This window comes from Alistipes sp. HGB5 (assembly GCF_000183485.2).
Classification (GTDB): domain Bacteria; phylum Bacteroidota; class Bacteroidia; order Bacteroidales; family Rikenellaceae; genus Alistipes; species Alistipes finegoldii.
The window spans coordinates 1-25,840 of the sequence record NZ_AENZ01000048.1 but is presented as its reverse complement, the minus strand read 5'-3'; the positions used below and the strand labels follow the sequence as shown (position 1 = coordinate 25,840).

Annotated in this window: 38 protein-coding genes; 33 read left to right on the top strand and 5 right to left on the bottom strand. The window is 56.3% G+C overall.

Annotation, left to right across the window (positions count from 1 at the left end):
* Window positions 1-384: 384 nt before the first annotated feature.
* The 5 genes from HMPREF9720_RS07410 to HMPREF9720_RS07390 form a co-directional block, all read right to left on the bottom strand.
* Window positions 385-687, bottom strand: coding sequence for an MGMT family protein (locus HMPREF9720_RS07410; RefSeq protein WP_009597645.1), 303 nt, complete (start codon window positions 685-687; stop codon window positions 385-387).
* 19 nt (window positions 688-706) lie between these two features.
* Window positions 707-1,792, bottom strand: a complete 1,086-nt coding sequence (gene prfA, locus HMPREF9720_RS07405) for a peptide chain release factor 1 (protein ID WP_009597679.1) — start codon at window positions 1,790-1,792, stop codon at window positions 707-709.
* A 118-nt stretch (window positions 1,793-1,910) separates the two neighbouring features.
* Window positions 1,911-2,786, bottom strand: coding sequence for an alpha/beta hydrolase (locus HMPREF9720_RS07400; RefSeq protein ID WP_009597573.1), 876 nt, complete (start codon window positions 2,784-2,786; stop codon window positions 1,911-1,913).
* Window positions 2,787-2,808: 22 nt separating this feature from the next.
* On the bottom strand, window positions 2,809-5,565 hold the full coding sequence (gene leuS / locus HMPREF9720_RS07395) for a leucine--tRNA ligase (protein ID WP_009597666.1): 2,757 nt from the start codon (window positions 5,563-5,565) through the stop codon (window positions 2,809-2,811).
* Window positions 5,566-5,889: 324 nt separating this feature from the next.
* Complete coding sequence (locus HMPREF9720_RS07390) at window positions 5,890-6,432, bottom strand: hypothetical protein (protein ID WP_009597638.1); 543 nt, start codon at window positions 6,430-6,432, stop codon at window positions 5,890-5,892.
* Window positions 6,433-6,740: 308 nt separating this feature from the next.
* Here HMPREF9720_RS07390 and rpsL point away from each other — a divergent pair, with 308 nt between their 5' ends.
* From rpsL to rplQ, 33 genes are all read left to right on the top strand, one after another.
* The gene (gene rpsL / locus HMPREF9720_RS07385; protein WP_009597595.1) at window positions 6,741-7,121 is read left to right on the top strand and encodes a 30S ribosomal protein S12; all 381 of its coding nucleotides are present in this window, start codon (window positions 6,741-6,743) and stop codon (window positions 7,119-7,121) included.
* A gap of 40 nt (window positions 7,122-7,161) precedes the next feature.
* Window positions 7,162-7,638 carry a 30S ribosomal protein S7 gene (rpsG, locus tag HMPREF9720_RS07380; RefSeq protein ID WP_009597682.1) on the top strand — a complete coding sequence of 159 codons (477 nt, stop codon included), beginning with the start codon at window positions 7,162-7,164 and terminating at the stop codon, window positions 7,636-7,638.
* A gap of 16 nt (window positions 7,639-7,654) precedes the next feature.
* Entirely contained in the window at window positions 7,655-9,769 is a 2,115-nt protein-coding gene (fusA, locus tag HMPREF9720_RS07375; protein ID WP_009597621.1) for an elongation factor G, read from the top strand.
* 8 nt (window positions 9,770-9,777) lie between these two features.
* Window positions 9,778-10,083, top strand: coding sequence for a 30S ribosomal protein S10 (gene rpsJ / locus HMPREF9720_RS07370; RefSeq protein ID WP_004329464.1), 306 nt, complete (start codon window positions 9,778-9,780; stop codon window positions 10,081-10,083).
* Window positions 10,084-10,155: 72 nt separating this feature from the next.
* Window positions 10,156-10,770: a 50S ribosomal protein L3 gene (gene rplC, locus HMPREF9720_RS07365; protein WP_009597589.1), complete on the top strand. Its 615-nt coding sequence runs from the start codon at window positions 10,156-10,158 to the stop codon at window positions 10,768-10,770.
* 1 nt (window position 10,771) lies between these two features.
* Window positions 10,772-11,398, top strand: coding sequence for a 50S ribosomal protein L4 (gene rplD, locus HMPREF9720_RS07360; protein ID WP_009597617.1), 627 nt, complete (start codon window positions 10,772-10,774; stop codon window positions 11,396-11,398).
* A gap of 16 nt (window positions 11,399-11,414) precedes the next feature.
* A complete protein-coding gene (rplW, locus tag HMPREF9720_RS07355) occupies window positions 11,415-11,705 on the top strand; it encodes a 50S ribosomal protein L23 (RefSeq protein ID WP_009597698.1) in 291 nt (96 codons plus the stop codon).
* 5 nt (window positions 11,706-11,710) lie between these two features.
* Entirely contained in the window at window positions 11,711-12,535 is an 825-nt protein-coding gene (gene rplB / locus HMPREF9720_RS07350) for a 50S ribosomal protein L2 (RefSeq protein WP_009597703.1), read from the top strand.
* A 17-nt stretch (window positions 12,536-12,552) separates the two neighbouring features.
* Window positions 12,553-12,822, top strand: a complete 270-nt coding sequence (rpsS, locus tag HMPREF9720_RS07345; protein ID WP_009597568.1) for a 30S ribosomal protein S19 — start codon at window positions 12,553-12,555, stop codon at window positions 12,820-12,822.
* Window positions 12,823-12,829: 7 nt separating this feature from the next.
* Window positions 12,830-13,240: a 50S ribosomal protein L22 gene (rplV, locus tag HMPREF9720_RS07340; protein WP_009597606.1), complete on the top strand. Its 411-nt coding sequence runs from the start codon at window positions 12,830-12,832 to the stop codon at window positions 13,238-13,240.
* A 4-nt stretch (window positions 13,241-13,244) separates the two neighbouring features.
* The gene (gene rpsC / locus HMPREF9720_RS07335) at window positions 13,245-14,036 is read left to right on the top strand and encodes a 30S ribosomal protein S3 (RefSeq protein ID WP_009597687.1); all 792 of its coding nucleotides are present in this window, start codon (window positions 13,245-13,247) and stop codon (window positions 14,034-14,036) included.
* Between the two features lie 27 nt (window positions 14,037-14,063).
* Window positions 14,064-14,492 (top strand): 50S ribosomal protein L16, encoded by a 429-nt coding sequence (gene rplP, locus HMPREF9720_RS07330; protein ID WP_009597694.1) that lies wholly within the window; start codon window positions 14,064-14,066, stop codon window positions 14,490-14,492.
* A gap of 12 nt (window positions 14,493-14,504) precedes the next feature.
* A complete protein-coding gene (rpmC, locus tag HMPREF9720_RS07325; protein ID WP_009597619.1) occupies window positions 14,505-14,693 on the top strand; it encodes a 50S ribosomal protein L29 in 189 nt (62 codons plus the stop codon).
* A gap of 12 nt (window positions 14,694-14,705) precedes the next feature.
* A complete protein-coding gene (gene rpsQ, locus HMPREF9720_RS07320) occupies window positions 14,706-14,960 on the top strand; it encodes a 30S ribosomal protein S17 (protein WP_009597655.1) in 255 nt (84 codons plus the stop codon).
* 2 nt (window positions 14,961-14,962) lie between these two features.
* Window positions 14,963-15,328, top strand: coding sequence for a 50S ribosomal protein L14 (gene rplN / locus HMPREF9720_RS07315; RefSeq protein ID WP_009597702.1), 366 nt, complete (start codon window positions 14,963-14,965; stop codon window positions 15,326-15,328).
* Window positions 15,329-15,348: 20 nt separating this feature from the next.
* Complete coding sequence (gene rplX / locus HMPREF9720_RS07310) at window positions 15,349-15,672, top strand: 50S ribosomal protein L24 (RefSeq protein ID WP_009597581.1); 324 nt, start codon at window positions 15,349-15,351, stop codon at window positions 15,670-15,672.
* A complete protein-coding gene (gene rplE / locus HMPREF9720_RS07305) occupies window positions 15,672-16,232 on the top strand; it encodes a 50S ribosomal protein L5 (protein WP_009597608.1) in 561 nt (186 codons plus the stop codon). Before rplX ends, rplE begins: the two co-directional genes overlap by 1 nt.
* Window positions 16,233-16,235: 3 nt before the next feature.
* Window positions 16,236-16,532 (top strand): 30S ribosomal protein S14, encoded by a 297-nt coding sequence (gene rpsN, locus HMPREF9720_RS07300; protein WP_009597626.1) that lies wholly within the window; start codon window positions 16,236-16,238, stop codon window positions 16,530-16,532.
* Between the two features lie 919 nt (window positions 16,533-17,451).
* A complete protein-coding gene (gene rpsH / locus HMPREF9720_RS07295) occupies window positions 17,452-17,850 on the top strand; it encodes a 30S ribosomal protein S8 (protein ID WP_009597633.1) in 399 nt (132 codons plus the stop codon).
* 25 nt (window positions 17,851-17,875) lie between these two features.
* Window positions 17,876-18,463: a 50S ribosomal protein L6 gene (rplF, locus tag HMPREF9720_RS07290; RefSeq protein ID WP_009597676.1), complete on the top strand. Its 588-nt coding sequence runs from the start codon at window positions 17,876-17,878 to the stop codon at window positions 18,461-18,463.
* A gap of 16 nt (window positions 18,464-18,479) precedes the next feature.
* On the top strand, window positions 18,480-18,842 hold the full coding sequence (gene rplR, locus HMPREF9720_RS07285) for a 50S ribosomal protein L18 (RefSeq protein ID WP_009597644.1): 363 nt from the start codon (window positions 18,480-18,482) through the stop codon (window positions 18,840-18,842).
* Between the two features lie 6 nt (window positions 18,843-18,848).
* Window positions 18,849-19,367, top strand: a complete 519-nt coding sequence (gene rpsE / locus HMPREF9720_RS07280; RefSeq protein ID WP_009597688.1) for a 30S ribosomal protein S5 — start codon at window positions 18,849-18,851, stop codon at window positions 19,365-19,367.
* A gap of 14 nt (window positions 19,368-19,381) precedes the next feature.
* Window positions 19,382-19,624 carry a 50S ribosomal protein L30 gene (rpmD, locus tag HMPREF9720_RS07275; RefSeq protein ID WP_009597624.1) on the top strand — a complete coding sequence of 81 codons (243 nt, stop codon included), beginning with the start codon at window positions 19,382-19,384 and terminating at the stop codon, window positions 19,622-19,624.
* 27 nt (window positions 19,625-19,651) lie between these two features.
* Window positions 19,652-20,098: a 50S ribosomal protein L15 gene (gene rplO / locus HMPREF9720_RS07270; protein WP_009597699.1), complete on the top strand. Its 447-nt coding sequence runs from the start codon at window positions 19,652-19,654 to the stop codon at window positions 20,096-20,098.
* Window positions 20,099-20,120: 22 nt separating this feature from the next.
* Complete coding sequence (gene secY, locus HMPREF9720_RS07265; protein WP_009597575.1) at window positions 20,121-21,497, top strand: preprotein translocase subunit SecY; 1,377 nt, start codon at window positions 20,121-20,123, stop codon at window positions 21,495-21,497.
* Between the two features lie 28 nt (window positions 21,498-21,525).
* The gene (gene map, locus HMPREF9720_RS07260) at window positions 21,526-22,302 is read left to right on the top strand and encodes a type I methionyl aminopeptidase (RefSeq protein WP_009597701.1); all 777 of its coding nucleotides are present in this window, start codon (window positions 21,526-21,528) and stop codon (window positions 22,300-22,302) included.
* A 6-nt stretch (window positions 22,303-22,308) separates the two neighbouring features.
* Window positions 22,309-22,527, top strand: coding sequence for a translation initiation factor IF-1 (gene infA / locus HMPREF9720_RS07255; protein WP_009597667.1), 219 nt, complete (start codon window positions 22,309-22,311; stop codon window positions 22,525-22,527).
* Window positions 22,528-22,547: 20 nt separating this feature from the next.
* Window positions 22,548-22,664, top strand: a complete 117-nt coding sequence (gene ykgO, locus HMPREF9720_RS07250; RefSeq protein ID WP_010262443.1) for a type B 50S ribosomal protein L36 — start codon at window positions 22,548-22,550, stop codon at window positions 22,662-22,664.
* A 37-nt stretch (window positions 22,665-22,701) separates the two neighbouring features.
* Complete coding sequence (gene rpsM / locus HMPREF9720_RS07245) at window positions 22,702-23,082, top strand: 30S ribosomal protein S13 (RefSeq protein WP_009597631.1); 381 nt, start codon at window positions 22,702-22,704, stop codon at window positions 23,080-23,082.
* 13 nt (window positions 23,083-23,095) lie between these two features.
* A complete protein-coding gene (gene rpsK / locus HMPREF9720_RS07240; protein ID WP_009597689.1) occupies window positions 23,096-23,485 on the top strand; it encodes a 30S ribosomal protein S11 in 390 nt (129 codons plus the stop codon).
* Between the two features lie 49 nt (window positions 23,486-23,534).
* A complete protein-coding gene (rpsD, locus tag HMPREF9720_RS07235) occupies window positions 23,535-24,143 on the top strand; it encodes a 30S ribosomal protein S4 (protein WP_009597605.1) in 609 nt (202 codons plus the stop codon).
* A 24-nt stretch (window positions 24,144-24,167) separates the two neighbouring features.
* On the top strand, window positions 24,168-25,160 hold the full coding sequence (locus tag HMPREF9720_RS07230) for a DNA-directed RNA polymerase subunit alpha (RefSeq protein WP_009597697.1): 993 nt from the start codon (window positions 24,168-24,170) through the stop codon (window positions 25,158-25,160).
* A 2-nt stretch (window positions 25,161-25,162) separates the two neighbouring features.
* Window positions 25,163-25,768 carry a 50S ribosomal protein L17 gene (gene rplQ, locus HMPREF9720_RS07225; protein ID WP_009597587.1) on the top strand — a complete coding sequence of 202 codons (606 nt, stop codon included), beginning with the start codon at window positions 25,163-25,165 and terminating at the stop codon, window positions 25,766-25,768.
* The last annotated feature ends 72 nt before the right edge of the window (window positions 25,769-25,840 follow it).

The following is a 25,840-nucleotide window of genomic DNA, read 5'->3' as shown; positions in this document are numbered from 1 at the left end:
TTTGTCGGCGCATTTGTCGGGTGTCTTTTGCGGGGGGGGCTTTGACAGCGCGTCTTGCGGGTGTCTTTTGCCGGGCGGCCTTTAATTGTGCGTTTTGCGGAGGGGGGGGCTTCGCAGAGCCGCTTTAGCTGGGCGTCTTTGGGGCTGGCTGATGTTTCCGAACCCAGCGGCAGGGGCGGAACAACGATGCGGCTTTTTGTCCGGCGTGGTTTTTGTCCGACGTGGTTTTGGACCGGGACGGCTTTTGACTGGAGGTGGCTTTGGGCCGGGGCGGCTTTTGACTGGGTGGTTTTTGTCCGGCGTGGCTTTGGTTCGGGGCGGCGTTGAACCGACATGGCTTTGGGACCGGGCGTTTGCGGATTCCGGGGCAGCCGTACGGTGGCGTTACCGGATCTCCATCCACCCGCAGCGGGCGAGGTCGGCGCAGCCGTTGGTCTTGAAACGTACGCCCTCGGCTTCGAGCAGCTCCCGCTGCCGCGTCCATCCGGGGACGGTGCGGCCTGCGCTGTTTACGACCCGGTGGCAGGGCAGACCCGCCGGGGCTTCGGCGAGCGCGCGGCCCACGCGGCGGGCGTGGTCGGGCATGCCGACCAGCCGGGCGATCTGCTTGTAGCTGACGACTCTGCCGGCGGGGATTTCCGCCACGACGGCGTAAACCTCCGCGTCGAAGTTTTCGGGCATGCGCATGGGGCGTGCCTTGGGCGGATTAGAGTTCGCTCTCCTTCAGACGCTCGGCGTTCTCGGCCACGATCAGGTGGTCGATCACGTCCTGAATGTCGCCGTCCATGAAGGCGGAGAGGTTGTAGATCGTGTAGTTGATACGGTGGTCGGTGATGCGGCCCTGCGGATAGTTGTAGGTGCGGATCTTGGCCGAACGGTCGCCCGTCGAGACCATCGTCTTGCGCTTCGAGGCGATTTCGTCGAGGTACTTCGAGTATTCGAGGTTGAAGACGCGCGTACGCAGCTCCTCGAACGCCTTGTCGAAGTTCTTCAGCTGGGATTTCTGGTCCTGACACTGCACGACGATGCCCGTCGGGATGTGTGTCAGGCGGATGGCCGAATAGGTCGTATTGACCGACTGGCCGCCGGGGCCAGACGCGCAGAAGATGTCCTTGCGGATGTCGTTCATCGAAATCTCGACGTCGAACTCCTCGGCTTCGGGCAGCACGGCCACCGATGCCGCCGAGGTGTGGACGCGGCCCTGCGTTTCGGTCTGGGGCACGCGCTGTACGCGGTGCACGCCCGACTCGTATTTGAGCGTGCCGTAGACGTTCTGACCCGTGACCTTGAGCACGACCTCCTTGTAGCCGCCCGCGGCGCCGTCCGAGAACGAGGTCATTTCGTAGCGCCAGCCCTTCGATTCGATGTATTTAGTGTACATGCGCAGCAGGTCGCCGGCGAAAATGGCCGCTTCGTCGCCGCCTGTGCCGCCGCGGATCTCCATGATGGCGTTCTTCGAGTCCTGCGGATCCTTGGGGATCAGCAGCAGCTTGATCTGCTCCTCCATCTGCTCGATGGCGGGTTCCAGCTCGGTGATCTCCCCGCGCGCCATTTCGCGCATCTCCTCGTCCTTGTCGTTGGCGAGGATGTCCTTGGCTTCGGCGAGGTTGGCCAAAGCCGTGCGGTAACGTTCCGAGGTCTCGATGATCGGTTCCAGCTCCTTGTACTCCTTGTTGAGCTGCACGAACTGCTTGACGTCGGCGATGACTTCGGGGTCGGTGAGTTTCTGTCCCGTCTCCTCGTATTTCAGTTTCAGGCCGTCGAGACGACTCAAAATGGTGTTGTCTGCCATAAATGTTCGTTTTGTGCGCAAAGATACGCAATAATCGGAAAACGGCAATGCGCCGTCCGAAAAAACGGCGAAAGGGCGTCCGCATGGCGGTACACCCTTTTTGCCGGTCGTGCAGCGGTTATTTGGCGATTCCCTGCAGCCAGTCGAGCACGGTCTGCTGCCACTGCTCCCTGTATTTGAAATTCTTGCGGATGCCCCAGCCGTGGCCGCCCGTCGGGTAGATGTGCATAGAGGCCTTGACGCCGTTGTCCTTCAGTGCGTTGTAGTAGAGCGTGCTGTTTACGGGCGGGACGACGCGGTCGTCGTCCGAAAGCAGCAGCAGGGTGGGCGGGGTTTCGCTGCTCACGCGGTTCTGGAGCGAGTACCATGTGTCGGTCTCCGCGCTGCGCTTGTCGCCCAGCAGGGCGTTGAACGACCCTTGGTGCGCCTTGCCTTTTTCGGCCGTGATGACCGGGTAGAAGAGGATCGAGAAGGCGGGTTTGGTGCGGGCGAGCGTCGAAGCCGAGGCGGCGAGGTGACCGCCTGCCGAGCTGCCCACGATGCCGACCTTGTCCGCCGTGAAGCCCGTGGCTCCCGCTTCGAGTCCCATCATGATGCGAAGGGCCTGCTCGACGTCCTCCAGCGGCACTTCGGGGTGGCCGTTGGGCATGCGGTATTTGAGCACGGCGGCCGTGATGCCGTGTTCGGCGAACCACTGGGCCATTTCATAGCCTTCGTAATCTATGCACAACTTTACGTAACCGCCGCCGGGGCAGATTACGACGGCCTGCCCCGTGGCCTTCTCCGGAGCGGCCGGGAAGATGTAGAGCACCGCTTCCGAAACGTCGGTGAGGCGGTTCTTTTCGGGTTCGCGTTCGGGCGTGGCGATGCCGTTGCCGTGGGGCGCAGTCTTGTTGTCCCAGATTTTCAGCGTGCGGGCCTGTCCGTAGTCTTGTGCCGTTGCGGTGCCTGCCATAAGCAGAAGTGCTGTCAAAGCCGTTGCGATTCGTTTCATGGGCGTGTCGTTTTGGTGCGGATCAGATGACGATGTTGATGATCTTGCCCGGCACGACGATGACCTTTTTCGGAGTTTTGCCTTCGAGCCATTTCTGCGCTTCGGGCAGCGTCACGACGTCGGCCTGCATCTGGGCGGGTGTCAGCGACGTGGCGTACTCTTTCTTGAAGCGGAGTTTGCCGTTGATCGAAACCGGGTATTCGAATGCGCTCTGCGCGAGGTGTTTCTCGTCGTAAACCGGATAGTCGGCCGTGCAGACCGAGGTGGTGTGTCCCAGCGCCGCCCAAAGTTCCTCGGCGATATGGGGCGCGAAGGGGGCGAGCAGCACGGTCAGCGGCTCGATGATCTCGCGCTTGTTGCACTCGCCCAGCTCGTTGAGGCAGATCATGAATGCCGAGACCGAGGTGTTGAACGAGAAGTTCTCGATGTCCTCGCTGACCTTCTTGATCGTCTTGTGCAGCGTGCGCAACTCCTTTTCGTCGGCCTTCTCGTCGGTGACGATCAGCCTGCCGTCGCGGTCGTAGAACAGCCGCCAGAAACGGCGCAGGAACTTGTAGACGCCGTCGATGCCGTTGGTGTCCCACGGCTTGGACTGTTCGAGCGGGCCGAGGAACATCTCGTACATGCGCAGCGTGTCCGCGCCGTAGTTTTCGACGATGTAGTCGGGGTTCACGACGTTGTAGAACGATTTGGACATTTTCTCGATGGCCCAGCCGCAGACGTATTTGCCGTCTTCGAGGATGAATTCGGCGTCCTTGTATTCGGGCATCCACGCGCGGAAAGCGTCGATGTCGAGGATGTCGTTGCGGACGATGTTCACGTCCACGTAGAGCGCCTGCGTCCGGTACTGCTCCTTGAGACCCAGCGAGACGAACTTGTTGGTGCCGACGATGCGGTACACGAAGTTCGAACGGCCCTGAATCATGCCCTGATTGACGAGTTTGCGGAACGGCTCCTCCTCGCATACCACGCCGAGGTCGTAGAGGAACATGTTCCAGAAGCGCGAGTACATGAGGTGTCCCGTGGCGTGCTCGATGCCGCCGACGTAGAGGTCCACGCTGCGCCAGTATTCGTCGGCTTCCCGGCCGACGAGCGCCCGGTCGTTGTGCGGGTCCATGTAGCGGAGGTAGTAGGCCGACGATCCGGCGAATCCGGGCATGGTCGAAAGTTCGTAGGGCCAGCCTTCCGGCGTCGCCCACTCCTTGACGCGGGCCAGCGGCGGTTCGCCCTGCTCCGTGGGGCCGAAGTCGGCGACGGGAGGCAGTTCGAGCGGCAGTTTGTCCTCGGCGAGCGGGCAGGCGATGTCGTTCTTGTAGTAGATCGGGAACGGCTCGCCCCAATAGCGCTGGCGCGAGAAGATGGCGTCGCGCAGGCGGTAGTTGATGCGCTTGCGGCCCAATCCGCGCCGTTCGATTTCGTCGAACATGAGACCGATCGCCTCTTTTACATCCTTGCCGTTGAGGAAATCCGAGTTGATTACTTTGCCCGATTTGGCGTCGTACGACTCCTGCGAAATGTCGCCGCCCTCGACTACCGGAACGATCTCCAGCCCGAAGTGGCGGGCGAAGGCGTAGTCGCGCGAGTCGTGCGCCGGAACGGCCATGATGGCGCCCGTGCCGTAGCCTGCCAGCACGTAGTCCGAAATGTAGATCGGAATGGCTTTGCCGGTGAAGGGATTGACGGTGTAAGAGCCTGTAGCCACGCCGCTTACACGTTTCGTCTCGGCGATGCGTTCGCGTTCCGAACGCTTCTTGGCCTGACAGATGTATTCCTCGACGGCGGCCCGGTTTTCGGGCGTCGTCAGGCTGTCGACCCACTCGTGTTCCGGGGCGATGACCATGAAGGTGACGCCGAAGATCGTGTCGGGGCGGGTGGTGAATATTTCGAGTTTCCGGTCCGAATCCTTGATATCGAAGAAGACCTGAGCGCCTTCGGAGCGGCCGATCCAGTTGCGCTGGATCTCCTTCAGGGAGTCGCTCCATGCGAGTTTGTCCAGTCCGTCGAGCATGCGCTGGGCATAGGCCGTCACGCGCAGAAGCCACTGCTTCATGCGCTTCTGCTCGACCGGATAGCCGCCGCGGACCGAAAGTCCGTCGTGCACTTCGTCGTTGGCCAGCACGGTTCCCAGCTTCGCACACCAGTTTACCATCGTGTCCGCGCGGAACGCAAGGCGGTAGTTCTGCAGCGTCTGCTCCTTCTCGGCCTCCGACATGGCGCGCCACTCTTCGGCCGTGAAGTGCAGTTCCTGCGTGCAGGCGACGTTCAGCCCTTCGGTGCCGTTCCGCTCGAAGGCCGCGGTCAGCTCCTCGATCGGGCGGGCCTGCTGCCTGTCGTTGCAGTAGTAGGAGCCGAACATTTTGAGGAACGCCCACTGCGTCCATTTGTAGTAGCCCGGATCGCAGGTGCGGACTTCGCGGTCCCAGTCGAACGAGAAGCCGATTTTGTCCAATTGCTCGCGGTAGCGGGCGATGTTCTGCTCGGTGGTGACGGCCGGATGCTGGCCCGTCTGGATGGCGTACTGTTCGGCCGGAAGGCCGAAGGCGTCGTAGCCCATCGGATGCAGGACGTTGAAGCCCTTCTGGCGCTTGTAGCGCGAGTAGATGTCCGAGGCGATGTAGCCCAGCGGATGGCCCACATGCAGGCCGGCGCCCGACGGATAGGGGAACATGTCCAGCACATAGAATTTGGGCCGCGACGGATCGGTCTCGACCTTGTAGGTTTTATCCTCCTGCCAGCGGCGCTGCCACTTGGACTCGATCTCCTTGAAATTGTACTCCATGATATAGCTCGGTTCTGATTTGTCGCTTTGTTGCGGATTTCCCGCAAAGATAGGAAAAAATGTTTTACAGGGTGCAAAAGGGTGTGAAAAAAGGCGCTCCTGCGGGGAGCGTCTCCGGGTGCGGCGGCGGATGCGGATTTCCGCAGCCGTTTTGCCGGACGCGGACGAGCGTTGCCGTGTCGCGGCGGTGTCGTGCTGTACCGCTGTCGCGCTGCTCTGCTGCTCTTCCGCAGCGTGGAGCTGGGGTGGGCTGCTGTCTTGCTGCGCCGGCGTCGTGCCGGCGCAGAGTGTCGCCGACGCGCCGCGGCGGTCTCTTGCGGGCGGTTAATTGATCAGGATGCTCGTCACTTTGGCGCCGGGGTCGAAATCCTGCGGCGAGATGCGCGGGGTGACGCCGTCGGCGTGTGCTTTTCCGAGCTTTTTCCGGCCTTCTTCGCCGAGTCCCGAAACTCTGTATGTCATGCCGTTGAGGGTGATGACGAGCCGTCCGTCGTTGTCGGTCTGGGAGATGCCGCCGTTTTCGAAAAGGTGTTTTACGTCCGTTCCCGGCGCGATGCCGTCCGTTGATCCGACTCCCGGTCCGAAAATTTCGATCGATTCGATTTCGTCGCCGTACGCCCGCGCCTCCATGACCGGCTCCCCGGCCAGCGTGAAGCGCAGCACGGTCTCTCCTGCGGGAGTCCGGTCGGTTGTGAATGTGTCGTAAAGCCCCGGATGCGACGCCGGGATCTGCGCGGCGGACACGGTGAGCAGGACCGGTCCCGCGCCGAGCGGATTGGCCGTGAAAAGGGGCTGGCGGCGGCTGTCGCAGGCCGAAATGCAGAGCGCCGCCAGTGCGAACGCAAAAGTCGTGAGGAGTCGTTTCATGCTTCGTTCGGAATTTTTGCAAATATAGCGAAATCGGCCGGATGGCCGCGCTGCCGCGGTCGGTGCGTGCCTACGCCCGGAACGGATGTAAGCCGATGATAAATAGCCGGTTGTTGATTTGTGTATAAGTAAAAAGTTATATGCTTTATATTTATATCAGCAAAAAGAATTGCAAAACGGCTGAAATGCAGGAAAACAGCGAAAAAAGATGCTCATATATATTGTAATTCCGAAAAAATGCGTACCTTTGCAGTCCATTTTGGACAATGGAGATAGATTTTTTAACAATTAAAAGGACAGTTTAAGAAATGCCAACTATTCAACAGTTAGTGAGAAACGGTCGAGTTCGCATGGAGGATAAGAGCAAATCTCCGGCACTCGCCGCGTGTCCCCAGCGCCGAGGCGTATGTACCCGCGTGTACACCACGACCCCGAAAAAGCCTAACTCGGCTATGCGTAAGGTAGCACGTGTAAGATTGACCAACGGCAAGGAGGTCAACGCCTATATCCCCGGAGAAGGCCACAACTTGCAGGAGCACTCCATCGTGCTTGTCCGCGGCGGTCGTGTGAAGGACCTCCCCGGTGTACGTTATCACCTCGTGCGCGGCGCGCTCGACTCGGCAGGCGTGGACGGCCGTCGTCAGCGTCGCTCGAAGTACGGTGCAAAACGCCCCAAGGCCGGTAAATAATCACAAGAAACATTAATTTTAGACAATTTTCGAATAAACAATGAGAAAAGCTAAGCCAAAAAAGCGAATTCTACTTCCGGATCCGAAGTTCGGAGACGTGTCCGTGACCCGTTTCGTGAACAACCTTATGCTGGATGGTAAGAAGAGTATTGCCTACACCATTTTCTACGATGCGTTGGAGCTGGTGGGCAAGAAGATGAAGGATGCTGATAAATCTCCGTTGGAAATCTGGAAACAGGCCCTTGAGAACATCACACCCCAAGTCGAAGTGAAATCGAAGCGTATCGGCGGTGCGACGTTCCAAGTTCCGATGGAGGTTCGTCCGGAGCGCAAGATTTCTATTTCCATGAAAAACCTTGTCCTCTATTCCCGCAAGCGCGCCGGCAAGACGATGGCAGATCGACTCTCAGCAGAGATAATGGATGCCTTCAACCAGCAGGGCGCCGCCTTCAAACGTAAGGAGGAGATGCACCGCATGGCCGAGGCCAACAAGGCATTCGCACACTTTAGATTCTAAAAAAGGAGACTGACAGATGGCAACCAGAGATTTAAATTACACTCGCAATATCGGCATCATGGCTCACATCGATGCCGGTAAGACCACCACGTCGGAGCGTATCCTTTTTTACACGGGCAAAACCCACAAGATCGGCGAGACGCACGAAGGCGCTGCCGTTATGGACTGGATGGTTCAGGAGCAGGAGCGCGGTATCACGATCACCTCGGCCGCAACGACCGCATTCTGGAACTACAAGGGCAATCAGTATCAGATCAACCTGATCGACACTCCGGGACACGTGGACTTCACCGTCGAGGTGGAGCGTTCGCTGCGCGTGCTGGACGGCGCCGTTGCGACGTTCTGCGCCGTGGGCGGCGTCGAGCCTCAGTCGGAGACCGTATGGCGTCAGGCCGACAAGTACAACGTCCCCCGTCTGGGTTATGTCAACAAGATGGACCGCACGGGCGCCGACTTCTTGGCCGTGTGCGCGCAGATCAAGGAGCACTTCGGTGCGACGGCCCTGCCGGTCGTTCTTCCCATCGGCGCCGAGGACAAGTTCGAGGGTCTGGTAGACCTTATATATAATAATGCGATCTACTACTACGACGACAAGACCGTGCGCGACAACTTCGAGCTGAAGGAGATTCCCGAATCGATGAAGGCCGAGGCTGCCGAATGGCGCGCCAAGCTCATCGAAGAGGTTGCGGCGACCGACGACGCCCTGATGGAGAAATTCTTCGAGGATCCGGATTCGATCACGGCCGAGGAGCTGCTCGCAGCTATCCGCAAGGCCACGATCTCGATGCAGGTCGTGCCGATGCTCTGCGGTTCGTCGTTCCACAACAAGGGCGTTCAGAAACTGCTCGACTACGTGATGGCTTTCCTGCCTTCGCCGCTCGACGTGCCCGCAGTGACGGGTATCAACCCCAAAACCGAGAAGGAAGAGACGCGTAACGCCTCCGAGGACGATCCGTTCTGCGGTCTGGCGTTCAAGATCGCTACCGACCCGTTCGTAGGCCGTCTGGCTTTCGTGCGCGTTTACTCCGGTAAACTGGACGCAGGTTCCTATGTGCTGGATACCCGCAGCGGCAAGCGCGAGCGTATCAGCCGTATCTACCAGATGCACGCCAACAAGCAGAATCCGATGGAGACCGTCGGCGCCGGCGATATCTGCGCTGCCGTAGGTTTCAAGGAGATTCGCACGGGCGACACGCTCTGCGCCGAGAACGCACCGATCGTTCTGGAGCAGATGACCTTCCCCGAACCGGTGATCGGTCTGGCGGTCGAGCCTAAGACCCAGAAGGACCTCGACAAACTCGGCATCGCGCTGGGCAAGCTGGCCGAGGAAGACCCCACCTTCACGGTGCATACCGACGAGGATTCGGGACAGACCGTCATCAGCGGTATGGGCGAGCTGCACCTCGATATCATCGTAGACCGTCTGCGCCGCGAGTTCGGTGTGGAGATCAACCAAGGCGCTCCTCAGGTCAACTACAAGGAGGCGCTCACCAAGACGGTTCAGCACCGCGAGGTCTTCAAGAAGCAGACCGGCGGTCGCGGTAAGTTCGCCGACATCATCTTCGAGATCGGTCCCGCCGACGAAGGTCAGATCGGACTTACGTTCGTGGATGAGGTCAAGGGCGGTAATATTCCCAAGGAGTTCATTCCTTCTGTTCAGAAAGGTTTTGCTTCGGCGATGGACAACGGCGCTCTGGCCGGCTACAAGATGGACTCGATGAAGGTTACCCTCAAGGACGGTTCGTTCCACCCGGTAGACTCCGACCAGCTCTCGTTCGAGATCGCTGCCCGTAACGGTTACCGCGCAGCTGCTCCCAAGGCCGGTTCGGTGATTCTGGAGCCCATCATGTCCGTGGAGGTCGTGACCCCTGAGGAGAGCATGGGTGATATCATCGGCGACCTGAACAAGCGCCGCGGACAGATCACCGGCATGGAGTCCAAGGGCACGGCTCGCGTCGTGAAGGCCAAGGTTCCCCTGTCGGAAATGTTCGGCTATGTGACCGTGCTCCGCACCATTTCGTCGGGCCGCGCCACTTCGTCCATGGAGTTCTCGCACTTCGAGGAGGTTCCTGCCAACTTGGCCAAGGAGATCATCGAGAAAGCGAGTGGTAAACGTAAGGATATAGAATAAGAAAACATATGAACCAGAAGATTAGAATCAAGTTAAAGTCATTCGATCACAATCTCGTGGACAAATCGGCCGAGAAGATTGTGAAGACTGTGAAGAGCACGGGCGCCGTTGTGAGCGGTCCTGTGCCCCTTCCCACGCACAAGCAGATTTTCACGGTGAACCGCTCGACTTTCGTCAACAAGAAAGCCCGCGAGCAGTTCCAGCTCTGCACCTTCAAGCGCATCCTCGACATCTATTCGTCGACGCCCAAAACGATCGACGCGCTGATGAAGCTGGAGCTTCCCTCAGGTGTGGAGGTCGAAATCAAGGTGTGATAACGGAAGGCTTGTACCTGTTGAGTATAGCAACGAAAGATCACTTTATTTATAACAAACAATCGACAACAAATGTCAGGACTTATTGGAAAGAAAATCGGAATGACTTCCGTTTACAGTGCCGAGGGTAAGAATATACCATGCACTGTCATTGAGGCTGGTCCGTGCGTTGTTACGCAAATCAAGACCGTGGAGAAGGACACCTACGAAGCGGTACAGATTGCCTATGACGAGAAAAGTGAAAAGCACACCAGCAGCAGTTTGTTAGGACACTTCAAGAAAGCCGGCACTACCCCTAAGCGCAAAATGGCTGAATTCAAGGGTATGCCCGAAGTGAATCTCGGCGACACGCTTACCGTGGAACTCTTCTCGGAAGAGGACTGGGTGGACGTGACCGGGATATCGAAAGGTAAAGGCTTCCAAGGCGTTGTGAAGCGTCACGGTTTCGGCGGCGTGGGCGGACAGACCCACGGTCAGCACAACCGTCAGCGCAAACCCGGTTCGCTGGGCGCATCGTCCTATCCCTCGCGCGTCTTCAAGGGCAAGCGCTTGCCCGGCCAGATGGGCGGTGAGCAGGTCAAGGTTTTGAACCTGCGCGTATTGAAAGTTATTCCTGAGAGCAACCTTATCCTCGTGAAAGGTTCGATTCCGGGAGCAAAGGGTGCTTATTTAACAATTGAGAAGTAGTATGGAATTAGCTGTTTTAAACACACAAGGAAAAGAAACGGGTCGTAAGGTAGTTCTTTCGGACGCCGTCTTCGGCGTGGAGGCTAATGACCACGCTATCTACCTCGACGTGAAGCAGTATCTTGCTGATCAGCGTCAGGGCACGCACAAGTCGAAGCAGCGCAACGAAGTCGCCGGCTCGACGCGCAAGCTCAAGCGTCAGAAAGGCACTGGCGGCGCCCGTTGCGGCAGCATCAAGTCTCCGCTGTTTCCGGGCGGCGGCCGTATCTTCGGTCCCCAGCCCCGCGATTACAGCTTCAAGCTCAACAAGAAGCTCAAGCAGCTCGCTCGTCGCAGCGCTTTGACCTACAAGGCTCAGGCAGGTGCGATCAGCGTTGTGGAAACCCTCTCGCTGGATGCTCCCAAGACCAAGGCTGTCGTGGCTTTGGCCGACGCACTGAAAGTTGCAGACAAGAAAGTGCTGCTGGTTCTCCCGGAGTCCAACGCCAATCTTCAGCTTTCGTGCCGCAACCTGCCTTACGTACAGCCCGTGCTGGCTCAGAACGTCTGCACCTACGACGTGATGAACGCATCGGCGATCGTGATGGTGGAAGGTGCCGAGAATGTTTTGAATACGATGTTAGCTTAAAAACGCAAGACACACAATGGAAATTATTATTAAGCCGGTTTTGACCGAAAAAATGACGATTCAGGGCGAAAAGTTGAATCGCTACGGTTTTATCGTTGACGTGAGGGCTAACAAGCTGCAGATTCGCAATGCCGTAGAGCAGATGTACAACGTCGTCGTGACAAATGTGAACACCGTGAACTACATGGGCAAACTCAAGAGCCGCTTTACCAAAGCCGGGCTTCTGGAGGGTCGCGCTAACAACTTCAAGAAGGCTATCGTCACCTTGAAGGACGGAGATAAGATAGATTTTTACAGTAATATCTAACGAAGATGGCAGTAAAAAAATTCAAACCCGTTACTCCGGGTACAAGACATAAGATCATCGGTACGTTCGACGAAATCACGACGAATAAGCCTGAGAAATCGTTGCTCAGCCCCCAGAAGAATTCGGGCGGACGCAACAATTCCGGTAAGATGACGGTCCGCTATATCGGCGGCGGTAACAAGCAGATGTATCGTAACATCGACTTCAAACGCACCAAGGACGGCATCGCTGCGACTGTAAAAACTATCGAGTACGATCCCAATCGTACCGCACGTATTGCACTTCTGGTATATGCCGACGGTGAGAAGAGCTACATCATCGCACCGAACGGACTCCAAGTGGGGCAGACCGTGGTAAGCGGCGCAGGCGTCGCTCCCGAAGTCGGAAACACGCTCTTCCTGAGCGAGATTCCGCTGGGTACGGTCATCCACAATATCGAACTCTACCCCGGTCAGGGAGCCGCGATGGCTCGCTCCGCCGGTTCTTACGCCCAGCTGCTGGCTCGTGAGGGCAAATTCGCCATCATCAAGCTGCCTTCGGGCGAGACTCGTATGGTACTCGTAACTTGCCGCGCTACCGTGGGTGTCGTGTCGAACATCGACCACAGCCTCGAAAGCTCCGGTAAGGCTGGTCGTGAGCGTTGGCTCGGCCGTCGTCCGCGCAACCGCGGCGTGGTGATGAACCCCGTCGATCACCCGATGGGTGGTGGCGAAGGCCGTGCGTCGGGTGGTCACCCCCGTTCGCGCAAGGGTCTCTTGGCCAAGGGTTACAAGACGCGTAATCCCAAGAAGACGACCTCGAAGTTTATTATTTCCAAGAAGAAAAAATAATTAAATAAGAGTACATAATGAGCCGTTCATTAAAAAAAGGACCGTTTATCGACCCCAAGCTCGAAGCGAAAGTCGTCGCTCAGGCCGAAGGTAACAAAAAGTCGGTCATCAAAACTTGGTCGCGTGCAAGTATGATCTCGCCTGACTTCGTAGGTCAGACGATCGCTGTCCACAACGGAAACAAGTTTATTCCGGTGTATGTAACAGAGAATATGGTAGGACACAAGCTCGGTGAGTTTGCTCCCACCCGTAACTTCCGCGGTCACGCAGGTAACAAGAAAAAATAGGTAGAAAATGGGTGCAAGAAAAGCAATAAAAGCCGAGAAAATCAAGGCTGAGAAGAAGCAGAAAGCAATCGCTGTTCTGCGTGATTGCCCGACCTCTCCCCGCAAGATGCGCCTCGTGGCCGACATCATCCGCGGCGTCGAGATCAACAAGGCATTGGGCATCCTTCGTTTTTCGAAGAAGGAGGCGTCGATCCGTATGGAGAAACTGCTCAAGTCGGCTATCGCCAACTGGGAAGCCAAGAACGAAAACGAACGTCTGGAAGACACCAAGCTGTGCGTGAAAGAGGTATTCGTAGACGGAGGCCGCATGCTGAAGCGTATTCAGGCAGCGCCTCAGGGCCGCGCTCACCGCATTCGCAAACGTTCGAATCACGTGACGATCGTAGTTGATAAAATGGTAACCGTAGAAAACAAGTAATCAGATGGGACAGAAAGTTAATCCGATAGCAAATCGTCTTGGTATCATCCGCGGTTGGGATTCCAACTGGTTCGGCGGCAAAGACTTCTCCGAGAAGCTGGTCGAGGACGCCAAGATCCGCAAATACCTGAATGTCCGTCTGGCCAAGGCAAGCATCTCGAAGATCATCATCGAGCGCACGCTGAAACTGGTTACGGTAACCATTTCCACCGCCCGTCCGGGCATCATCATCGGCAAGGGCGGTCAGGAGGTCGACAAGCTCAAGGAAGAGCTGAAGAAGCTCACCGGCAAGGAGATTCAGATCAATATCTTCGAGGTAAAGCGTCCTGAGGTGGATGCCGTCATCGTAGGCCAGAACATCGCCCGCCAGCTGGAGGGCCGCGTATCGTTCCGCCGCGCCGTGAAGACGGCCGTGGCATCGACCATGCGCATGGGCGCCGAGGGTATCAAGATTCAGGTTTCCGGCCGTGTAGGCGGTGCCGAGATGGCCCGCAGCGAAACCATCAAGGAGGGGCGTATTCCGCTGCATACGTTCCGTGCCGACGTGGATTTCTGCCTGACCGAGGCGCTCACGAAAGTGGGTATTCTGGGTGTGAAGGTTTGGATCTGCCAAGGCATCGTGTACGGCAAGCGTGACCTGTTCGAGATTGCAGGCGCATCGGCGCAGGCTCCTTCGGGGGACCGTGGCGAGCGCGGTGATCGCGGAGACCGTCGCGGCCGCGGAGACCGTCGCGGAGGACGCGGCGACCGTGGCGACCGCGGTGGTGACCGTCGTCGCAACAACAACAATAAGTAAGTCGGACCTTTTTAAAGCAAAACAACAATGTTACAGCCGAAAAAGACCAAATTTAGAAGAATGCAGAAGGGTCGTATGAAAGGTATCGCTCAGAGAGGTAACCAACTTGCATACGGATCGTTCGCAATCAAGGCACTTGAATCGACTTGGATCACAGGTCGTCAGATAGAGGCGGCCCGTCAGGCCATCACCCGTTACATGAAGCGTGAAGGTCAGCTCTGGATCCGCATCTTCCCCGATAAACCCATCACGAAGAAACCCGCCGAGGTGCGTATGGGTAAGGGTAAGGGTAATCCCGAAGGATTCGTGGCGCCCGTTACTCCCGGACGTATTCTCTTCGAGGCGGAAGGCGTGCCCTTGGAAATCGCGCAGGAGGCCCTGCGTCTGGGTGCCCAGAAACTGCCTATTACCACCAAGTTTATCGTACGGCGTGACTACGTCGAAACCACAATCTAACGAGACGACAAGATGAAAAGTGCAGAAATCAAGGATATTTCGATCAAGGACCTGCAGGAGCGCATCGAGACCGAAAAGGCGCAGCTGGCGAAGCTGAAGGTGCAGCACGCGGTGTCTCCCGTCGAGAACCCTTCTATCATTAAGAAAAATCGCAGAGATATAGCTCGCATGCTGACAATCCTGCGTCAAAAGAACGCCTAATAAGGAATAACTATGGAAAGAAATCTTAGAAAAGAGCGTATTGGGGTGGTTGTCAGCAACAAAATGGAAAAGACCATTGTGGTTGCGGTCGCACGCAAAGTGAAGCATCCCATTTACGGTAAGTTCGTCAACAAGACGACGAAGTTCGTCGCTGAGAGCCTCGACGAGACCTGCAAGGAGGGCGATACCGTGCGCATCATGGAAACCCGCCCGCTGAGCAAGACGAAGCGTTGGAGATTAGTACAAATCATTGAAAGAGCTAAGTAATTATGGTACAGCAGGAAAGTAGACTCATAGTAGCTGATAACAGCGGTGCGAAGGAAGTCCTCTGCATCCGGGTGCTCGGCGGCACCAAGCGCCGCTACGCATCTATCGGTGATAAGATTGTGGTGGCTGTCAAGAGCGCGACTCCTTCGGGCGACGTCAAGAAGGGCGCCGTGTCGAAAGCGGTTGTCGTAAGAACGACCAAGGAAATCAGACGCGCCAACGGTTCGTACATTCGTTTCGACGACAACGCCGTGGTGCTGCTTAACAACCAGGGTGAAATGCGCGGTACTCGTATATTCGGCCCCGTAGCTCGTGAGCTGCGCGACCAGTATATGAAGATTATCTCCCTCGCACCCGAAGTATTGTAATCATAAAAACAATTTCGGATATGTCAGTGAAATTACATATTAAGAAAGGGGATATGGTCCAAGTCATTGCCGGTGACAACAAAGGCCAGCAGGGCAAAGTCCTGAAGGTCGAGGTTACGAAGCAGCGTGCCATCGTCGAAGGCGTGAACCTCTGCAAGAAGGCTACCAAACCCAACGCGCAGAATCCCCAAGGCGGCATCGTCGAGAAAGAAGCGGCGATCCACATCTCGAACTTGCAGGTGCTCGACCCCAAGAGCGGTAAACCCACGAAGGTCGGTCGTAAGCTCAATGCAAAAGGTAAATTAGTCCGTTACGCTAAAAAGTCAGGGGAGGAGATCAAATAATGGCATACGTACCTACACTCAAGACACAATATAAGGAGCGGATCGAACCCGCCCTTATGAAGGAGTTCGGTTATTCGAGCGTCATGCAGTGCCCGAAGCTCACGAAGATCGTTATCAATCAGGGTATGGGACAGGCTGTAGCCGATAAGAAGCTTATCGACGTGGCCGAGGCCGAGCTGACGCAGATCACGGGCCAGAAAGCCGTGCAGACGCGTTCGCGCAAGGACATCTCCAACTTCAAGCTGCGTAAGGGCATGCCCATCGGCGTGCGCGTGACGCTGCGCGATACGAAGATGTACGAGTTCTTGGAGCGTCTGATCGCCGTGGCTCTGCCTCGCATCCGCGACTTCAAGGGTATCAACGAGAAGTTCGACGGTCAGGGCAACTACACCCTCGGCATCACCGAGCAGATTATCTTCCCGGAGATCGACATCGACAAGATCACCAAGATCTTCGGTATGGAGATTACGTTCGTTACCACGGCCAAGACCGACGAGGAGGCTTACGCGCTGCTCCGCGAATTCGGCCTTCCTTTCAAAAACGCTAAAAAGAATCAATAAGCTATGGCAAAAGAGTCAATGAAGGCACGCGAGGTAAAACGCGTGAAACTCGCAAACCGCTATGCACACAAGCGCGAGGAGATTGCTGCCAAGTTGAAGAGCGGTGAGATCGACCACGAGGAGGCTTGGGTTGCGCTTTCGAAGCTGCCCCGCAACTCGAATCCGATCCGCCAGCACAACCGCTGCAAGATCACGGGCCGTCCCAAGGGCTATATCCGCCTGTTCGGCATCAGCCGTATCCAGTTCCGCGAGATGGCTTCGAAGGGTCTGATCCCCGGCGTTACGAAAGCAAGCTGGTAATATTTTCGGATGCCGGATCATATCCGGTATCCGAAAATTCATTTTCTGCCGGGAGGCAATCCGAAGGGGGAGGGGAGTAGGGCTATGAAGGCTCTAAGGTAGGCTAAGTTCGTCCGAAGGGAGGGACAAGGTTTGCCGGTTAAGCTCATCTGAAGGAGAAATCCCGGATACGAGTCCGGATTTTGAGGGCGCAAGCCCGTGGACGGACGGCTGTCGCTGAGACGGCCCGGCGTCGGAGAGGGGCTTTGCAGGAGGGGGAAACCCGGAATGCGGAGCGTGAACCCGGCGATTGTGCGCAGGCCGATGAAGCGTGCCGCAGTCCGATACCGCAGAGATCGGGGCTTATATGGGTGCAGAATCCGAGTAGTTACGTCGCAATGTCGAGGAAAGTGCCGCCGCAAGCGGTAACTTCTCGGCGGCGGGGCGGAAATCGAGGGGTTAGGCATTTGGTTACAAATTTCTCGGACCGAGGGGCCGGAGAGAGACCGCGCAAAATGCGTACGGCACGGCGTAACCCGTTGAATGACGGGGTGGCGCGTGTGGACGCGGATGTGGCGTGACGGGCGGGCGGAAAGCCGCCGCAGCGTCGTCGGACGGAATCTTCTCCTGAAAGGCGGACGGTTGTCGATGGGAATTTTTGTACGGGTCATGTTAGCAACACCTCAGTGCTAACATTGTCCGTATTCCGGCATCGGCACTTAAAACGCTGAAAATAGGCTCGTAACTTGGTTTTTTGAGAAATAATATGTATATTTGCGCGCTTTATCCCCATGCCGAAAGGCCTGTCGGAGAGCGCAAAAGCGCTGAACGTGAGGCGCAAAACGAAAAACATCCGAAGCGGCGGCGAGTCTGTTGAAAGATTCAAGGCGCTGAGGACCAAATAATTAACTAATTCATTAATTTTTAACTTCTATTCGTTATGACTGATCCTATTGCGGACTTTCTGACCAGAATTAGAAACGCAGTGAAAGCCAACCACAAGGTGGTTGAAGCTCCTGGCTCAAAAATTAAGCAGGAAATCACTAAGATTCTTTACGAGCAGGGCTACATCCTCGCTTACAAATTCGACACCGACGAGAAAGGTCATCCGTCGATCAAAATCGCCCTTAAATGGGACGCTGCCACCAAGGGCAACGCCATCAAGGACCTCAAGCGCGTGAGCCGTCCGGGTCTGCGCCAGTATGTGTCGGTGGCCGACATGCCCCGCGTGCTGAACGGTCTGGGCATCGCCGTGCTCTCGACTTCGAAAGGCATCATGACCGACGCCAAGGCCCGTAAGGAAAACGTGGGCGGCGAGGTGCTGTGCTACATCTACTAACGGAAATTTTTAAACAAGAACAACAATGTCAAGAATTGGTAAATTACCTGTAAACCTGCCCGCCGGCGTTACCGTAGAGGTTTCGGCCGACAATGTGGTAAGCGTGAAAGGGCCACTCGGGACGCTGAGTCAGAAAGTGGACTCGGACATCAAGGTAGAGGTCGGCACGCACAAGGACATCCACACCGGAAACGAAGTTCCCGCTGTGCTCGTATCGCGTCCTACCAACCAGCCCCGCCACCGTTCGCTGCACGGTCTCTACCGTGCGCTGATCAACAACATGGTCGTCGGCGTATCGAAGGGCTACGAAATCAAACAGGAACTCGTGGGCGTCGGTTTCAAAGCCGAAGTCAAGGGCCAGATCCTCGAAATGAGTCTCGGTTACTCGCACGACACGCATTTCATGCTTCCCAAGGAGGTGACCGCTACCGCCGTGACGGAGAAGAAGGGCAACCCGATCGTAACGCTGAAGAGCATGGACAAGCAGCTCATCGGCCAAGTCGCCGCCAAGATCCGTTCGCTGCGCAAGCCGGAGCCGTACAAGGGCAAGGGTATCAAGTTCGTCGGCGAGCAGTTGCGTCGCAAGGCCGGCAAATCAGCAGGTGCTAAATAGTAAATAGTCTAGAGTTATGTCATTGAACAAGATAGAAAGAAGAGAGAGGATCAAGATGCGTATCCGCAAGATCGTGAGCGGAACCGCCGAACAGCCTCGCATGACTGTATATCGTAGCAACAAGCAGATCTACGTGCAGTTTATTGATGACCTTGCAGGTGTGACCATGGCTGCGGCATCCTCGCTGGACAAAGAGGTGGCGGAAGCCGCCGCCGGCAAGAACAAGTGCGAAGTAGCCGCCCTCGTGGGCAAACTGGCTGCCGAGCGCGCTGCCGCCAAAGGCATTTCGTCCGTAGCGTTCGACCGCAACGGCTACCTGTATCACGGAAGAGTTAAACAGCTGGCCGAAGCAGCACGCGAAGGCGGTCTTAAATTTTAAGCGATTATGTCAAATACCAACATAAAGAAAGTACGCACTAGCGATCTCGAGCTTAAGGACAGACTCGTAAGCATTCAGCGTGTTACCAAGGTAACCAAGGGAGGTCGTACATTCAGTTTCTCGGCCATTGTCGTCGTCGGTAACGAGGACGGCGTCGTAGGCTACGGTCTGGGCAAGGCTTCGGAGGTTCAGTCGGCCATCGCCAAAGGCGTGGAGGACGCAAAGAAGAACCTTGTGAAGATTCCCGTTATCAACGGTACGATTCCCCACAAGCAGGAGCTCCGTTTCGGCGGTTCGCTCGTCATGATCCGCCCGGCCGCTCCCGGTACGGGTATCATCGCCGGCGGCGCCATGCGTGCCGTGCTGGAGTCGGTGGGCGTGAAGAACGTGCTCGCCAAGAGCAAAGGTTCGTCGAACCCCCACAACTTGGTGAAGGCTACCATCGGCGCTCTCTGCGAGCTGCGCGATGCGCACAGCATCGCCCGCCTGCGCGGTATCTCGATGGACAAGGTGTTTAACGGTTAATTTCGTAGAGACAAATGGCAAGATTGAAAATCACCCAAGTCAAAAGCCGCATCGGCGCAACCGAGCGTCAGTGCAAAAACCTCGACGCGCTGGGACTGAAGAGGATCAACGCGAGCGTCGAGCACGACGACTCGGCGATCATCAAAGGCATGATCGAGCGTGTGAAGCACCTCGTCAAAGTGGAAGAGGTAGCCGTCAAGAAGGCTGCAGCGCCCAAGGCTAAGAAAGCCGAGGCTACGGAGGCAGCAGCAGAATAAGTTTAACAGCTAAGAAGTAATTTTACGATGGAACTCAATAATCTCAAACCTGCAAAGGGTTCAACGCACCACGACAAACGTATCGGTCGCGGTGCCGGTTCGGGTCACGGTGGCACGGCCACGCGTGGTCACAAGGGTGCGCAGTCGCGTTCGGGTTACTCGCGTAAGCTGGGCTTCGAAGGCGGTCAGATGCCGCTCCAGCGTCGTCTCCCCAAGTTCGGTTTCACCAACCTGAAGCGCGTTGAATTCAAGGCGATCAACCTCTCGACCATCGAGGAGCTGGCCGCCAAGAAGTCGCTCGCCGAGATCACGGTAGACACGCTTATCGCCGCAGGTTTCATCTCGTCGAAGGACAAGGTGAAGATCCTCGGTAACGGCGCTGTTACCAAGGCGCTGAGCGTAAAGGCTCACGCATTCTCGAAGAGCGCCGAAGCGGCCATCACGGCCGCGGGCGGCAGCGTCGAAAAACTCTAGGAACCCTTAGAAACCGAAAATTATGAATCAGTATCTCGTTGTTGGCGTCGTCTTTTTAGTGGTAATCGCTCTTTTGGCGACCAACAAGAAATTGGTTGAAACGCTCAAGAATATCTACAAGATCGAGGAGCTGCGCAAACGTGTGATCTACACGATCGGGCTGCTGCTGGTCTACCGCTTGGGTAGTTTCGTAGTGATTCCGGGCATCAACCCCAACGCCTTGGGCGAGGGGTCGGCTTACGCCAGCCAGCTGGAGGGCAACGGACTGCTGGGTCTGTTGAACGTATTCTCCGGCGGCGCATTCGGCAACGCCGCGATTCTTGCGCTCGGAGTCATGCCGTACATCACCGCCTCCATCATCATCCAGCTCATGGGTATGATGATCCCGTATTTCCAGAAAATGCAGAAGGAAGGTGAGAGCGGCCGCCGCAAGATGAACCAGTGGACGCGCTTTCTGACGATCGGCGTGCTGATCCTGCAGGGTCCGGCGTATATCGCCAACCTGTATCATCAGGTCCCCACTGCATTCGTTTACGGCAACTCGTTCGGCTTCGTTGCCTATGCGACGACGATCCTGATCGCGGGTACCATGTTCATCATGTGGCTCGGCGAGAAGATCACGGACAAGGGTATCGGTAACGGTATCTCGCTGATAATCATGATCGGCATCGTGGCACGTCTGCCCCATGCGCTGTTGGCCGAGGTCAATGCGCGCTTCCAGACCGCCAGCGGCAGCGCCATCATGCTTATCCTCGAACTGGTGCTCCTGTTCCTCGTCTTCATGGCGACGATCGCCCTCGTGCAGGCTGTCCGCAAGGTCCCTGTACAGTATGCAAAGCGTATCGTCGGTAACAAACAGTACGGCGGCGTACGTCAGTACATTCCGCTGAAGATGAATGCCGCGAATGTGATGCCTATCATCTTCGCGCAGGCTCTGATGTTTATTCCGGCGCTGTTCTCCGGGACGGCTTTCGCGGCTGCTTTCAGCTCGATGACCGGCTTCTGGTACAACTTCACGCTTGCAGTGCTGGTAATCGCGTTCACCTACTTCTACACCGCGATTATCATCAATCCTCAAATGATGGCCGATGACATGAAGCGAAACGGCGGCTTTATTCCGGGTGTGAAACCGGGTAAGCAGACCGTGAACTACATCGACACCATCATGACGCGTATCACGCTCCCCGGTTCGTTCTTCCTTGCCATCGTGGCGATTCTGCCCGCTCTGGCGATGAAGTTCTTGGGCATACAGCAGGCGTTCGCCTACTTCTACGGAGGTACGTCGCTGCTGATTATGGTCGGCGTGGTGCTCGACACTCTGAAGCAGATCGAGAGCTACCTGCTGATGCGCCACTACGATGGTCTGATGAAGACCGGACGTATTCAGGGTCGTCATTAGGAGTTTTCCGAAGAGTTCTTAGCGAAGAATGATATATATAAAGACAGACGAGGAGATAGAGCTGCTCCGCGAGAACAATATACTGGTGTCGAAGACACTGGCGGAGGTGGGTCGCCACATCCGTCCGGGTGTCACCACCAAGTTTTTGGACTCGATTGCCGAGGATTTCATCCGCGCGCACGGAGCAGTTCCCGCCTTCCTCGGATATCAGGGATTTCCCGCTTCGTTGTGTGTATCGGTAAACGAACAGGTAGTTCACGGTATCCCATCCTCGAAATGCGTCCTCAAGGAGGGCGACATCGTTTCGGTCGATTGCGGTACGTTTATGAAGGGGTTTGTTGGTGATTCGGCGTATACGTTCGCCGTCGGAGAGGTTGCCGAGGAAGTACGGCAGCTTATGGAGGTCACCAAAGAGGCTCTTTATAAAGGTACGGCGCAGGCTAAAGCCGGCAACCGCGTAGGCGACGTGTCGGCAGCCGTGCAGGAGTATGCCGAAAGCTTCGGTTACGGCGTGGTGCGGGAGTTGGAGGGACACGGTTTGGGTCGCAAGATGCACGAAGACCCCGGTGTTCCGAACTACGGCGCCCGCGGCAGAGGACCGCTCCTCAAGGAGGGAATGGTCATCTGTATCGAACCCATGATAAACATGGGGACCAAAGCGGTGGTTTTCGAAAGGGATGGCTGGACAGTCCGCACGCGCGACCACAAACCCGCGGCGCACTACGAGTTCGCCGTCGCGGTCCGTAAAGACGGTCCCGACGTGCTGACGGACTTTAGTATCATCGAACAGGCAATTAACAAGTAAGACTCTATGGCTAAACAGGCTGCTATTGAAAGGGACGGCACGATCATCGAGGCCCTGTCCAACGCGATGTTCCGCGTCGAGCTGGACAACGGACACGTGCTCACCGCCCATATCTCAGGGAAGATGCGTATGCACTACATCAAAATCCTTCCCGGAGATAAAGTTAAAGTGGAGATGACGCCCTACGATTTGACGAAGGGACGTATATCTTTCCGGTACAAATAACATTAGATTGCTTGAAAATCATGAAAGTAAAAGCATCCATCAAGAAGAGAAGCGAGGATTGCAAGATTGTGAAGCGTAAGGGGAAACTCTACGTCATTTGCAAGAAGAATCCTAAGTTTAAAATGCGCCAAGGGTAATGTTTAAACGGTTTATTAAAGAAGAAAAAGAATTTATATGGCACGTATAGTCGGTGTAGATTTACCAAAAAATAAGAGAGGCGAGATCGGCTTGACCTATATCTACGGTATCGGTCGTTCGACGGCTCGCAAGATTCTCGAAGTCGCTGGCATCAGCTACGACCTCAAAGTACAGGACTGGTCGGACGACCAGATCGGCGCAATCCGTTCGACGATTGCCGACATGGGCATCAAAGTCGAAGGCGAATGCCGCTCGGCCGTCCAGCTCAACATCAAGCGTCTGATGGATATCGGCTGCTACCGCGGCATCCGTCACCGTCTGGGTCTTCCCGTTCGCGGTCAGTCGACCAAGAACAACGCCCGCACCCGCAAGGGACGCAAGAAGACTGTCGCAAACAAGAAAAAGGCAACAAAGTAATCTTTAGAGAATTATGGCAAAGAAAACTGGAACAGTTAAGAAAAAGGTTGTTAAGGTCGGTGCCGTGGGTAACGCTTACGTACACTCCACTTTCAACAACGTGATCATCACCATCACCAACGAGGTGGGTGACGTCATCAGCTGGTCTTCGGCCGGTAAGATGGGTTTCCGTGGTTCGAAGAAGAATACTCCGTATGCCGCACAGACCGCTTCGGCCGACTGCGCGAAGGTCGCTTACGACATGGGCCTGCGCAAGGTGAAAGTGTATGTCAAGGGACCGGGTGCCGGTCGTGAGTCGGCCGTGCGCACCATCCACGGCGCAGGTATCGAGGTGATGGAGATCATCGACGTTACTCCGCTGCCGCACAACGGTTGCCGTGCTCCTAACCGCCGCCGCGTATAATCTGCGTCGGGGTAAGGAATATTTCTAAGGTTTTAAAAAAGTCAAAACAATGGGAAAATACATAGGACCAAAATCGAAGATCGCCAGAAAGTTCGGCGAAGCTATTTACGGTGCGGACAAGGTGCTCGAAAAGCGCAACTTTCCTCCCGGACAGCACGGTCTGGCGCGTAAGCGCAAGAAAGTGTCGGAGTACGGCACGCAGTTGAGCGAAAAACAGAAAGCCAAGTATACGTACGGTCTGCTGGAGAAGCAGTTCGCACGCACGTACGATCAGGCGGCCCGTATGGGCGGCATCACGGGCGAGAACCTGCTGAAGCTGCTCGAATGCCGTCTGGACAACGTTGTTTACCGCTTGGGTATCGCCCCGACGCGTGCAGCTGCCCGCCAGCTCGTTTCGCACTGCCATATTTGTGTGAACGGCAACGTCGTGAACATTCCTTCGTACTCGCTGCGTGCGGGTGACGTCGTGTCGGTTCGCGAGAAGTCGAAGAGTCTGGAAGTGATTTCGGCATCTCTGGCCGGCGGTTCGAAGAGCCGCTACGCTTGGCTTGAGTGGGATAACGCCTCGATGAGCGGCAAGTTCCTGCAGAAGCCTGAGCGCGAGGAGATCCCTGAAAACATCAAGGAGCAGCTCATCGTCGAGTTGTACTCGAAGTAGTAATCAAACAAATTCAAATATATTATGGCAATATTAGCATTCCAGAAACCTGAAAAGGTTATTATGCTTGAATCCACTTCATCGTTCGGAAAGTTCGAGTTCCGGCCGCTGGAGCCCGGATTCGGTATGACTGTCGGTAACGCTTTGCGTCGTATTCTGCTCTCTTCGCTGGAGGGTTACGCAATCACGACTGTCAAGGTAGCCGGTGTCGACCACGAGTTTGCCGCTATCCCCGGCGTGATGGAGGATATGTTGAAAATCATCCTCAATCTGAAGCAGGTTCGTTTTATCCGCACAGTCGATAATCAGGATGCCGAGAAGGTCTCCATTAACGTTGCGGGTGTGACGGAGCTGACTGCCGGATATATCTCGAATTACCTCTCGTTTTTCAAGGTGTTGAACCCCGATCTGGTGATCTGCCACCTCGCGCCCGGCACGAAGATGCAGATGACGCTGACCATCGGCAAGGGCCGCGGCTACGTACCCGCCGAGGAGAATACTCCCGCCGAGTGCGAGTTCGGAACGCTTCCGATCGACTCGATCTTCACCCCGATCAAGAACGTGAAGTATTCCATCGAAAACTATCGTGTCGAGCAGAAGACCGACTACGAGAAATTGAATTTGGAAATTACTACCGACGGGTCGATTCACCCCAAGGAGGCTCTGAAAGAGGCCGCGAAGATTCTCATCCAGCACTTCATGCTCTTCTCCGACGAGAAGATCACCGTCAACATGGAAGACACCAACGGCGCCGAAGAGTTCGATGAGGACGTACTCCACATGCGCCAGCTGCTGAAGACCAAGCTCTCGGATCAGGACCTGAGCGTCCGCGCCCTGAACTGTCTGAAAGCCGCCGACGTGGACACCGTGGGGGACCTCGTGAAGCTCAACCGCAACGACCTGCTGAAGTTCCGCAACTTCGGCAAGAAGTCTTTGACGGAGCTTGACGAGCTGCTGACCTCGCTCAACCTTAAGTTCGGTATGGACGTATCAATCTACAAACTTGACAAAGATTAATTATGAGACACAATAAGAATTTTAACCACCTTGGCCGTCAGGCGGGACACCGTAAAGCGTTGATGTCGAATATGGCTTCGTCGCTCATCCTGCACAAGCGTATCGAGACCACCGTTGCCAAAGCCAAGGCCGTTCGCCAGTTCATCGAACCGCTGGTGACCAAGTCGAAGGACGACACGACGCACTCGCGCCGTATCGTTTTCTCGTACCTCAAGCAGAAAGAGGCCGTAACCGAGTTGTTCCGCACCATCGCGCCGAAGATCGCCGATCGTCCGGGCGGTTACACCCGCATCCTGAAGACCGGTTTCCGTCTGGGCGACGCTGCCGACATGTGCATCATCGAGTTCGTCGATTTCAACGACGCTTACACGCTGGGCATCGCTCCCGCAGCCGCTGCCGAGGCTAAACCCAAGACGCGCCGTTCGCGCAAACCCGCAGCGAAGAAGACCGACGCTGTCGAGGAGGCTACCGTTGTCGAGGGCGAAGCCAAGAAAGCCGCACCCAAGAAGGCCGCTGCTCCGAAGGCTGCGAAACCGGCCGCTCCCAAAGCGGCCAAGGTTGCCGCTCCGAAGGTTGCCAAGAAGACCAACGTGGGCAAGAAAATGTAGTTTTCCGTTTAATCGGAAAACGATCGGAAAATCCGGATACCCCGATGGGTGTCCGGATTTTTGTCGTTTGTG

Bases quoted from the DNA above. Each gene is read 5' to 3' on its own strand.
- rplD (WP_009597617.1), top strand. From the start codon at position 10,772: ATGGAATTAGCTGTTTTAAACACACAAGGAAAAGAAACGGGTCGTAAG.
- map (WP_009597701.1), top strand. From the start codon at position 21,526: ATGATATATATAAAGACAGACGAGGAGATAGAGCTGCTCCGCGAGAAC.
- rplP (WP_009597694.1), top strand. From the start codon at position 14,064: ATGTTACAGCCGAAAAAGACCAAATTTAGAAGAATGCAGAAGGGTCGT.
- rpsM (WP_009597631.1), top strand. From the start codon at position 22,702: ATGGCACGTATAGTCGGTGTAGATTTACCAAAAAATAAGAGAGGCGAG.
- rplB (WP_009597703.1), top strand. From the start codon at position 11,711: ATGGCAGTAAAAAAATTCAAACCCGTTACTCCGGGTACAAGACATAAG.
- rplE (WP_009597608.1), top strand. From the start codon at position 15,672: ATGGCATACGTACCTACACTCAAGACACAATATAAGGAGCGGATCGAA.
- rpsK (WP_009597689.1), top strand. From the start codon at position 23,096: ATGGCAAAGAAAACTGGAACAGTTAAGAAAAAGGTTGTTAAGGTCGGT.
- HMPREF9720_RS07230 (WP_009597697.1), top strand. From the start codon at position 24,168: ATGGCAATATTAGCATTCCAGAAACCTGAAAAGGTTATTATGCTTGAA.
- rpsE (WP_009597688.1), top strand. From the start codon at position 18,849: ATGTCAAATACCAACATAAAGAAAGTACGCACTAGCGATCTCGAGCTT.
- rpsD (WP_009597605.1), top strand. From the start codon at position 23,535: ATGGGAAAATACATAGGACCAAAATCGAAGATCGCCAGAAAGTTCGGC.
- prfA (WP_009597679.1), bottom strand. From the start codon at position 1,792: ATGGCAGACAACACCATTTTGAGTCGTCTCGACGGCCTGAAACTGAAA.
- rplO (WP_009597699.1), top strand. From the start codon at position 19,652: ATGGAACTCAATAATCTCAAACCTGCAAAGGGTTCAACGCACCACGAC.
- rplC (WP_009597589.1), top strand. From the start codon at position 10,156: ATGTCAGGACTTATTGGAAAGAAAATCGGAATGACTTCCGTTTACAGT.
- rplN (WP_009597702.1), top strand. From the start codon at position 14,963: ATGGTACAGCAGGAAAGTAGACTCATAGTAGCTGATAACAGCGGTGCG.
- rplR (WP_009597644.1), top strand. From the start codon at position 18,480: ATGTCATTGAACAAGATAGAAAGAAGAGAGAGGATCAAGATGCGTATC.
- rplQ (WP_009597587.1), top strand. From the start codon at position 25,163: ATGAGACACAATAAGAATTTTAACCACCTTGGCCGTCAGGCGGGACAC.
- rplV (WP_009597606.1), top strand. From the start codon at position 12,830: ATGGGTGCAAGAAAAGCAATAAAAGCCGAGAAAATCAAGGCTGAGAAG.
- rplX (WP_009597581.1), top strand. From the start codon at position 15,349: ATGTCAGTGAAATTACATATTAAGAAAGGGGATATGGTCCAAGTCATT.
- rpsJ (WP_004329464.1), top strand. From the start codon at position 9,778: ATGAACCAGAAGATTAGAATCAAGTTAAAGTCATTCGATCACAATCTC.
- HMPREF9720_RS07390 (WP_009597638.1), bottom strand. From the start codon at position 6,432: ATGAAACGACTCCTCACGACTTTTGCGTTCGCACTGGCGGCGCTCTGC.
- rpsN (WP_009597626.1), top strand. From the start codon at position 16,236: ATGGCAAAAGAGTCAATGAAGGCACGCGAGGTAAAACGCGTGAAACTC.
- HMPREF9720_RS07410 (WP_009597645.1), bottom strand. From the start codon at position 687: ATGCGCATGCCCGAAAACTTCGACGCGGAGGTTTACGCCGTCGTGGCG.
- secY (WP_009597575.1), top strand. From the start codon at position 20,121: ATGAATCAGTATCTCGTTGTTGGCGTCGTCTTTTTAGTGGTAATCGCT.
- ykgO (WP_010262443.1), top strand. From the start codon at position 22,548: ATGAAAGTAAAAGCATCCATCAAGAAGAGAAGCGAGGATTGCAAGATT.
- rpsL (WP_009597595.1), top strand. From the start codon at position 6,741: ATGCCAACTATTCAACAGTTAGTGAGAAACGGTCGAGTTCGCATGGAG.
- rpsG (WP_009597682.1), top strand. From the start codon at position 7,162: ATGAGAAAAGCTAAGCCAAAAAAGCGAATTCTACTTCCGGATCCGAAG.
- rpmC (WP_009597619.1), top strand. From the start codon at position 14,505: ATGAAAAGTGCAGAAATCAAGGATATTTCGATCAAGGACCTGCAGGAG.
- rpsC (WP_009597687.1), top strand. From the start codon at position 13,245: ATGGGACAGAAAGTTAATCCGATAGCAAATCGTCTTGGTATCATCCGC.
- rpsH (WP_009597633.1), top strand. From the start codon at position 17,452: ATGACTGATCCTATTGCGGACTTTCTGACCAGAATTAGAAACGCAGTG.
- rpsQ (WP_009597655.1), top strand. From the start codon at position 14,706: ATGGAAAGAAATCTTAGAAAAGAGCGTATTGGGGTGGTTGTCAGCAAC.
- rpmD (WP_009597624.1), top strand. From the start codon at position 19,382: ATGGCAAGATTGAAAATCACCCAAGTCAAAAGCCGCATCGGCGCAACC.
- rpsS (WP_009597568.1), top strand. From the start codon at position 12,553: ATGAGCCGTTCATTAAAAAAAGGACCGTTTATCGACCCCAAGCTCGAA.
- rplW (WP_009597698.1), top strand. From the start codon at position 11,415: ATGGAAATTATTATTAAGCCGGTTTTGACCGAAAAAATGACGATTCAG.
- HMPREF9720_RS07400 (WP_009597573.1), bottom strand. From the start codon at position 2,786: ATGAAACGAATCGCAACGGCTTTGACAGCACTTCTGCTTATGGCAGGC.
- infA (WP_009597667.1), top strand. From the start codon at position 22,309: ATGGCTAAACAGGCTGCTATTGAAAGGGACGGCACGATCATCGAGGCC.
- leuS (WP_009597666.1), bottom strand. From the start codon at position 5,565: ATGGAGTACAATTTCAAGGAGATCGAGTCCAAGTGGCAGCGCCGCTGG.
- rplF (WP_009597676.1), top strand. From the start codon at position 17,876: ATGTCAAGAATTGGTAAATTACCTGTAAACCTGCCCGCCGGCGTTACC.
- fusA (WP_009597621.1), top strand. From the start codon at position 7,655: ATGGCAACCAGAGATTTAAATTACACTCGCAATATCGGCATCATGGCT.